Source organism: Neorhizobium galegae (assembly GCF_021391675.1).
Classification (GTDB): domain Bacteria; phylum Pseudomonadota; class Alphaproteobacteria; order Rhizobiales; family Rhizobiaceae; genus Neorhizobium; species Neorhizobium galegae_B.
The window spans coordinates 54,985-62,500 of sequence record NZ_CP090095.1 but is presented as its reverse complement, the minus strand read 5'-3'; the positions used below and the strand labels follow the sequence as shown (position 1 = coordinate 62,500).

6 protein-coding genes (1 of these 6 cut by a window edge) are annotated in these 7,516 nt (G+C 63.1%); 4 read left to right on the top strand and 2 right to left on the bottom strand.

Going from position 1 to position 7,516, the window contains the following annotated elements:
- The 3 genes from hrpB to LZK81_RS00275 form a co-directional block, all read left to right on the top strand.
- Nucleotides 1-1,825: the 3' portion of an ATP-dependent helicase HrpB gene (hrpB, locus tag LZK81_RS00285; RefSeq protein WP_233954826.1), read on the top strand. 662 nt of this gene lie to the left of the window's left edge; 1,825 of the gene's 2,487 nt are visible here — the last part of the coding sequence; the start codon falls outside the window, past its left edge; it ends in the stop codon at nt 1,823-1,825.
- Nucleotides 1,826-1,910: 85 nt separating this feature from the next.
- Nucleotides 1,911-3,227 carry an ActS/PrrB/RegB family redox-sensitive histidine kinase gene (locus LZK81_RS00280; protein WP_046611911.1) on the top strand — a complete coding sequence of 439 codons (1,317 nt, stop codon included), beginning with the start codon at nt 1,911-1,913 and terminating at the stop codon, nt 3,225-3,227.
- 68 nt (nt 3,228-3,295) lie between these two features.
- On the top strand, nt 3,296-3,871 hold the full coding sequence (locus LZK81_RS00275) for an ActR/PrrA/RegA family redox response regulator transcription factor (RefSeq protein ID WP_046611910.1): 576 nt from the start codon (nt 3,296-3,298) through the stop codon (nt 3,869-3,871).
- Here the strand turns inward: LZK81_RS00275 and LZK81_RS00270 are convergent, their stop codons facing one another.
- Complete coding sequence (locus tag LZK81_RS00270) at nt 3,872-4,375, bottom strand: MmcB family DNA repair protein (RefSeq protein ID WP_046628688.1); 504 nt, start codon at nt 4,373-4,375, stop codon at nt 3,872-3,874.
- A gap of 178 nt (nt 4,376-4,553) precedes the next feature.
- Between LZK81_RS00270 and LZK81_RS00265 the strand changes: the two genes are divergently transcribed.
- Nucleotides 4,554-5,225 (top strand): L,D-transpeptidase, encoded by a 672-nt coding sequence (locus LZK81_RS00265; protein WP_046607958.1) that lies wholly within the window; start codon nt 4,554-4,556, stop codon nt 5,223-5,225.
- 84 nt (nt 5,226-5,309) lie between these two features.
- On the opposite strand, the gene LZK81_RS00260 is transcribed toward LZK81_RS00265, so the two are convergent.
- Nucleotides 5,310-7,481 (bottom strand): malate synthase G, encoded by a 2,172-nt coding sequence (locus LZK81_RS00260; protein ID WP_233954825.1) that lies wholly within the window; start codon nt 7,479-7,481, stop codon nt 5,310-5,312.
- Between the last annotated feature and the right edge of the window lie 35 nt (nt 7,482-7,516).

The window sequence follows — 7,516 nt, the reverse complement described above, 5'->3', positions numbered from 1 at the left end:
TTCCAATGACACGGGTTCCATCCTGGCTTTCCTTCCGGGCCAGGCGGAAATCCTGCGCACTGCCGAGCGGCTAGCGGGCCGGTTCGGGCCGGAGACCGTAGTGGTGCCGCTTTACGGCAATCTTTCCCAGAAGCAGCAGGATCTGGCGATCCGCCCGCCGCCCGCCGGGCAGCGCAAGATCGTGCTGGCCACGTCGATCGCCGAAACCTCGATTACTATAGATGGAGTGAGGATCGTCATCGACAGCGGGCTGCAGCGTCTGCCGGTGTTCGAACCCTCGACCGGGATTACCCGGCTGGAGACGGTGCGGGTTTCCCGCGCCTCGGCCGACCAGCGGGCGGGCCGCGCCGGACGTACCGAGCCGGGCATTGCGATGCGCCTCTGGCATCCCGGCCAGACGGCGGCGCTGCAGGCTTTCACCCCGCCGCAGATCCTGGCGAGCGATCTTTCCGGCCTGGTACTCGATCTTGCCCATTGGGGCGTTCAGGACCCGAAGGCGCTTGCCTTTCTCGATCCGCCTCCCGGGCCGGCCTTCAATGAGGCAAAGGTGCTGCTCAACCAACTCGGCGCGCTCGACCCTCAGGGCGGGCTGACGGAAAAGGGCCGGCTGATGCGGGAACTGGCGCTCCCGCCGCGGCTTTCGGCCATGGCGATCTCGGCCGCCGAAGAAGGTTTCGGCAGGCAGGCAGGTCTGCTTGCGGTGCTCCTGACCGAACAGGGGCTTGGCGGCAGCGACATCGACCTCGACGAGCGGCTGCGCCGGTTCCGCAACGAACGCGGCGAGAGGGCCGATGCGGCGCGCAAACTGGCGGACCGGATCGTTTCGAACCTGCCGAAGAGATCGCAGTCGACTGAAACGGTTCTGGCCGGCCGGCTTCTCCTGCATGCCTATCCCGACCGGATCGCCCTGCAGCGCGGCGGGCGCGGGCGTTTCGTGATGGCGAACGGGCGCGGCGCGGAACTGCAGGAAACGGAGCGGCTGGCGGCATCGCAGATGCTCGTCATCGCCGACCTGACCGGCCGGGCGGCGCAGGCGCGCATCCTGGCTGCGGCGGAGATCAGCCGGACGGATGTGGAGGCCGAGCTTTCCGGCGCAATCCGCGAGAGCGAGGAGTGTTTCTTCGACCGGGCGAGCCGGCAGGTGCGCGCCCGCAAGGTGACTCGGCTCGGCGCCATCATCTTCGAGGAAAGACCGATGCCCCGGCCGAGTGGCGAACGGGCCGCACAGGCGCTTGCGGACGGCGTGCGGGAGCTGGGGCTTCAGGTTCTGCCATTCTCCAAGGAAGGCGCGCAGTTGCGCGACCGGATCGGCTTCCTAAACCGGTCGATTGGCGAGCCCTGGCCGGATATGAGCGACGATGCTCTGCTCGCCCGGCTCGACGACTGGTTCGTGCCGTTCCAGGGCAATGCATCGGGCATCGATACCATCAATCCCGGCAGCCTTTCGGAAGGGCTGCGCTCGCTCATTCCGCATGGCGTCTCGCAGGATCTCAACAAGCTGGCGCCGACGCATTTCGAAGCACCGACGGGCGAGCGGCATCCGATCCGTTACGACGGCGAGGAACCGGTCCTGGCGATCCGGGTGCAGGAACTGTTCGGGCTGAAGAAACATCCGGCGATTGCCGGCGGGAAACTGCCGCTGCTGCTCGAGCTCAACTCGCCGGCGCATCGGCCGATCCAGACGACGCGGGACCTGCCCGGCTTCTGGGCCGGTTCCTGGAAGGATGTGCGGGCCGAAATGCGCGGCCGTTATCCCAAACATCCCTGGCCGGAAGAGCCGGCCGAGGCTACGCCGACGACACGTGCCAAACCGCGAGGGACGTGACAGAATGCCGCCTGCGACCTGAAGTCGAGCCGGTTTATGAAGGCGGCCGCAAGTCACTTGTATAAGGCAAGGTAAAGAGCAGACGGTGAGCGTAGATAGTCCTTCAGTGCGTTTTGCGCAATTCGGCCCTTCGAGCCGGCGGATCCGGCTTCAGACGCTGGTGCGGCTGCGCTGGCTGGCGGTCGCCGGCCAGACGATCACCGTGGTCATCGTCGGGCTGCTGCTGCAGTTTCCGCTGCCTCTGCAGGAGGCCGCCATTCTGGTCGGCGCGCTCGCGATCGCCAATCTCACGCTGTCGGCCTGGTTTCCGCCGACCCACCGGCTCGGCCCGAAATCGGCGCTGGCGCTGCTTGGTTTCGACCTGTTGCAGATGGCGGCGCTGCTGTTCATCACCGGCGGGCTTGCCAACCCTTTTGCACCGCTGATCTGCGTGCCGGTGATCATCGCATTTGCATCGCAGCCGCTACGCCATTCGCTGGTCCTGATCGTCTTTGCACTGGTCTGCACCACCGTGCTCGCATTTTCGCCCTATCCGGTGCCCTGGTATGAGGGCGAGCCGCTCCGGATCCAGCCGGTCATGCAGCTCGGGGTCTGGTGTTCGATAGCCTCGATGATGATGTTCGCGGCCTTCTATGCCTACCGCGTCAGCCATGAGGCGACGCTGCTTGCCGATGCGCTGGCGGCGACCGAACTGGTCCTGGAGCGGGAAAAGCATCTTTCGCAGCTCGACGGACTGGCGGCCGCGGCCGCCCATGAGCTCGGCACGCCGCTCGCAACCATCAGCGTCGTCGCCAAGGAGATGGAACGCGAGCTCGGGCCCGACGACCGGTTCCGCGAGGACGTTCTTCTTCTCAGAAGCCAGAGCGAGCGCTGCCGCGACATTCTTCGCCGGCTCACCTCTCTTTCCGCCGAAAGCGAGGAACATATGCGTCGACTGCCTCTTTCCTCTCTGGTCGAGGAGGTGGTAGCGCCGCATCGGCAATTCGGCATCGAGATCGAGCTTGTGGAGAAGAACGAGCGGGGCAACGAGCCGGTCGGCAACCGCAATGCCGCCATCATATACGGGCTCGGCAACCTGATCGAAAATGCCGTCGACTACGCCCGGAGCAAGGTGATCGTCACGGTCGAGCACAATGCCGATCGGGTGGCGATCACCATCGAGGATGATGGCCAAGGTTATGCGCCGGATATTCTTTCGCGGATCGGCGAACCCTATATGACAAAGAGACCCCGGGAAGACGAACGGGCGGGTGGGCTTGGCCTCGGCCTCTTCATCGCCAAGACGCTGCTCGAAAGGTCCGGCGCCACGATCCGCTTCGGCAACCGCGACAGCGGCGAACCGGGTGCCCGCATTCATATCGAATGGCCGCGCTCGGTGATGGACGCGCAGGGCTTGAAATAATCCGGCCGGCCGGCCGATCATCATGAAAAGGCAAGCGGGGCCGTTGAAAACCCGCGGAGAAGAAAGAGATGGAAACACACCTGGAACCGACCAAGGTTCATGCCGACCCCGAACTCGGGCCTGACCCTTCGCTGCTGATCGTCGATGATGACGGCCCGTTCCTGCGACGGCTGGCGCGCGCGATGGAAACTCGCGGCTTCCTCGTCGATACGGCGGAGTCCGTCGCGGAAGGCATCGCCAAGACGAAGGCGCGGCCGCCGAAATATGCCGTGGTGGATTTGCGCCTCGGCGACGGCAACGGACTGGATGTGATCGAAGCGATCCGCCAGAGCCGCGAGGACACCAAGGTGATCGTGCTGACCGGCTATGGCAATATCGCAACGGCTGTGACGGCCGTAAAGCTCGGTGCGCTCGACTATCTCGCCAAGCCCGCCGATGCGGACGACATTTTTGGCGCGTTGACACAGCGGCCGGGCGAGCGGGCAGACGTGCCGGAAAACCCGATGTCTGCGGATCGCGTGCGCTGGGAACATATCCAGCGGGTCTACGAGATGTGCGAGCGTAACGTCTCCGAAACGGCACGCCGGCTCAACATGCATCGCCGCACGCTGCAGCGCATCCTCGCCAAGCGCGCGCCCAAATAATCAGCCGCCATCGCTCCCGGCATCGTCGAATGACTTGCCGGTCGCCCATTCTGCCAACATCAGGCGCTGGGCGGCGGCGCGAGAGAAGTTCAGCGTCATAGCCTTGCGGGTGGCGGGTGGCAGTCTGTGCTCCGGTGCGTCACGCAGCAGATGCCCGCCATAACCGTCCGAGAGGAAAAGGCCACAATCCTCCGGGAAGATATCGAGAGGCACATCCTTGTGCGTCGCGAAAAACAGCCGGTCGCAAAAATAACGGTATTCCGGCCACTTGCGGTCGATGCGAAAGTCCTCGATCGACGTCTTGATCTCGACGATCCAGATCTCGCCCTTTTCCGAAATGGTCACCAGGTCGGCGCGCCTTCCGCTCGACAGCACGAGTTCCGGCAATATCGCATGCCGCATGTCGTGGAGCAGAACCTGGACGCCCTTGCGCACCAGCATGGCGCGAGCCGACTGGCGACCATCTATTAATGGATTATTACTGGCAAGGTTGAGTATAGTCATAGAATCCCGAAAAACCCCTCCATGATGTTGCAAAAACGCCATGGCTTTATTCAATCATGCGCAGGCTCTGTTTTGATGCGCTGCAGCGCTTGCCAAGCGTAGTTTAATCGAAAATAACCCGTCATCAAAGATGGGCCAGAGGCCCGTCTAAATCGATTCGTTTATCCAAGAGATCTCCATGCGCTTTCGCACTAGCATGCTCGCACTCGGCTTGTTGGCAACCGCTGCCTTGGCCGGTTGCGCCTCCACGGTTCCCGGCGGCGGCACCCAGGTGGCCACCATCACCTACACCGATCAGATCTTCACCGACTCCTACGGATCGGTGAGGGATGCCGGCTATACCCTTCCGGCAATCCCGATCAACAAGGTGGACAAGCAGTATGTCCGCCAGATCGTCAGCTATCAGACCAGCGAAAAGCCTGGCACGATCGTCGTCAACACGCGTGAACGCCATCTCTACTACATCATGCCGAACGGCAAGGCGATGCGCTACGGCATCGGCGTTGGCAAGCAGGGTTTTGCCTGGTCCGGCACGGCCTATGTCGCCTGGAAGCAGGAATGGCCGACCTGGCACCCGCCGAAGGAAATGGCCGGCCGCCGCCCGGACGTTGCCAAATACGTCGAAGACGGCATGGGACCCGGCCTCAGCAACCCGCTCGGCGCACGCGCCATGTACCTGTTCAACGAAAAGGGCCAGGATACGCTCTTCCGTCTGCACGGCACGCCGGAATGGAATTCGATTGGCACCGCGGCTTCGTCGGGCTGCATCCGCCTGATCAACCAGGACGTCATCGACCTCTACAGCCGCGTCCGTCCGGGCCGCGAAACCAAGGTCGTCGTGATCCAGTAATCGCGAAATTCGACGAGAATACGAAAAGGCCGCCGAGAGATGTCTCCGGCGGCCTTTTTCTTTGCCTGATCCTCTGCTCGCCGGTCAGCCGGCGAGCTTGGCTTTCAGCTCCAGACGGCGGCGATGCAGGACCGGTTCGGTATAACCGTTCGGCTGTTCGCGACCCTTGAGCACCAAATCGAGCGCTGCCTGGAAGGCGACGGAACTGTCGAAATCCCTGGCCATCGGTATATAGAGCGGGTCGCCTGCGTTCTGGCCATCGACGACGCCGGCCATGCGCTTCATCGTCTCGACGATCTGCTCTTCGCTGGTGAGCTTGTGGTAAAGCCAGTTCGCCATGTGCTGGGCGGAGATGCGCAGCGTCGCGCGGTCTTCCATCAGGCCGACATTGTTGATGTCCGGCACCTTGGAGCAGCCGACGCCCTGGTCGATCCAGCGGACGACGTAGCCGAGAATGCCTTGTGCGTTGTTGTCGAGTTCGCGCTGGATTTCCTCCAGGGTCCAGTTCGGCCGCACAGCGACCGGCACGGAGAGGATATCCGACAGTTTGGCGCGGGTCCGGTTCTTGAGGCCGGCCTGGACGGCGGCAACGTCGATCTTGTGATAGTGGGTGGCGTGCAGCGTGGCCGCCGTGGGCGACGGGACCCAGGCGGTATTGGCGCCGGCCCTCGGATGAGCGATCTTCTGTTCCAGCATAGCCGCCATCATGTCGGGCATGGCCCACATGCCCTTGCCGATCTGCGCGTGGCCGGACAGGCCGCATTCGAGGCCGATATCGACGTTCCAGTTCTCGTAGGCCGCGATCCAGGCGGCCTGCTTCATGTCGCCCTTGCGGATCATCGGGCCCGCTTCCATGGATGTATGGATCTCGTCGCCGGTGCGGTCGAGGAAGCCGGTATTGATGAACACGACACGTTCTCGCGCCTCGCGGATGCAGGCCTTGAGGTTGATCGTGGTGCGGCGCTCCTCATCCATGATGCCCATTTTCATGGAATTGGCTGGAATGCCGAGCGCCTGTTCAACGCGGGTAAAAATCTCGCAGGCGAAGGCGACCTCTTCCGGCCCGTGCATCTTCGGCTTCACCACATACATGGAACCGGCGCGGGAATTCTGGCGGCGGCCGTTCGGGCCGATATCGTGGATGGCGATCAGCGCCGTCACCATCGCATCCATGATGCCTTCCGGCACTTCCCTGCCGTCACTGTCCAGCACCGCCGGATTGGTCATCAGGTGACCGACATTGCGGATCAGCATCAGCGAGCGGCGCTTGACCGTCACATCGCCGCCGGGAGGGGCCTTGAACGTTGTGTCGGAGTTGAGCTTGCGGATGAAGGACTTGCCGCCCTTGCTCACCTCTTCCTGGAGGTCGCCGTTCATCAGGCCGAGCCAGTTGCGGTAGACGACGACCTTGTCCTCGGCATCGACGGCGGCGATCGAGTCTTCGCAGTCCATGATCGCAGTGATCGCCGATTCCAGCCAGACATCCGAAATCTTGGCTGGATCGTCCTTGCCGATCGCCGTCGTGGCATCGATGAGGATTTCGATATGCAGGCCGTTCTTCGTCAGCAGCAGATGGGTCGGCCCGGCGGGCTCGCCGAGATAGCCGGCAAACTGAGCCGGATCCGCGAGATTGACGGTCTTGCCGTCCTGAGCTGCGGCCGTCAACTTGCCGCCGGTGACCACAAACGAGGTCACCTCGGTCCAGCTTGCGCCGGAAAGCGGCACGGACTGATCAAGGAAGTCACGCGCCCAGGCGATGACCTTGGCGCCGCGGACCGGATTGTAGGCCTTGCCCTTTTCAGCGCCGTCGGTTTCGGCAATGGCGTCGGTGCCATAAAGCGCATTGTAAAGCGAACCCCAACGGGCATTGGCGGCGTTCAGCGCATAACGGGCATTCATGACCGGGACGACGAGCTGTGGGCCGGCGATCTCGGCGATTTCCGGATCGACCCTGTCGGTCGAAACCGTGAAATCCGGCCCTTCCGGCAGCAGGTAACCGATGTCGCGCAGGAAGGTTTCGTAAACAGCCAGATCGCTGGGTGCTCCGTTCTTGCGGTACCAGTCGTCGAGTTTTACCTGGAAGGCGTCCCGCTTGGCGAGAAGCTCGCGGTTCTTCGGCGCCAGGTCGTGGACGATCTTCGAGAACTCGGAGAAAAACCGTTCGGCATCGACACCGGTCGCCGGCAGCGCTTCCTTCACCAGGAAGTCGTGGAGCTTCTCGTCGATTGCGAGACCATTTTTTTCGATACGGGCCATCGGTTCCTCCGAATTTTCCAGTCGCGCGCAAGTCT

Bases quoted from the DNA above. Each gene is read 5' to 3' on its own strand.
- LZK81_RS00265 (WP_046607958.1), top strand. From the start codon at position 4,554: ATGCGCTTTCGCACTAGCATGCTCGCACTCGGCTTGTTGGCAACCGCT.
- LZK81_RS00275 (WP_046611910.1), top strand. From the start codon at position 3,296: ATGGAAACACACCTGGAACCGACCAAGGTTCATGCCGACCCCGAACTC.
- LZK81_RS00270 (WP_046628688.1), bottom strand. From the start codon at position 4,375: ATGACTATACTCAACCTTGCCAGTAATAATCCATTAATAGATGGTCGC.
- LZK81_RS00260 (WP_233954825.1), bottom strand. From the start codon at position 7,481: ATGGCCCGTATCGAAAAAAATGGTCTCGCAATCGACGAGAAGCTCCAC.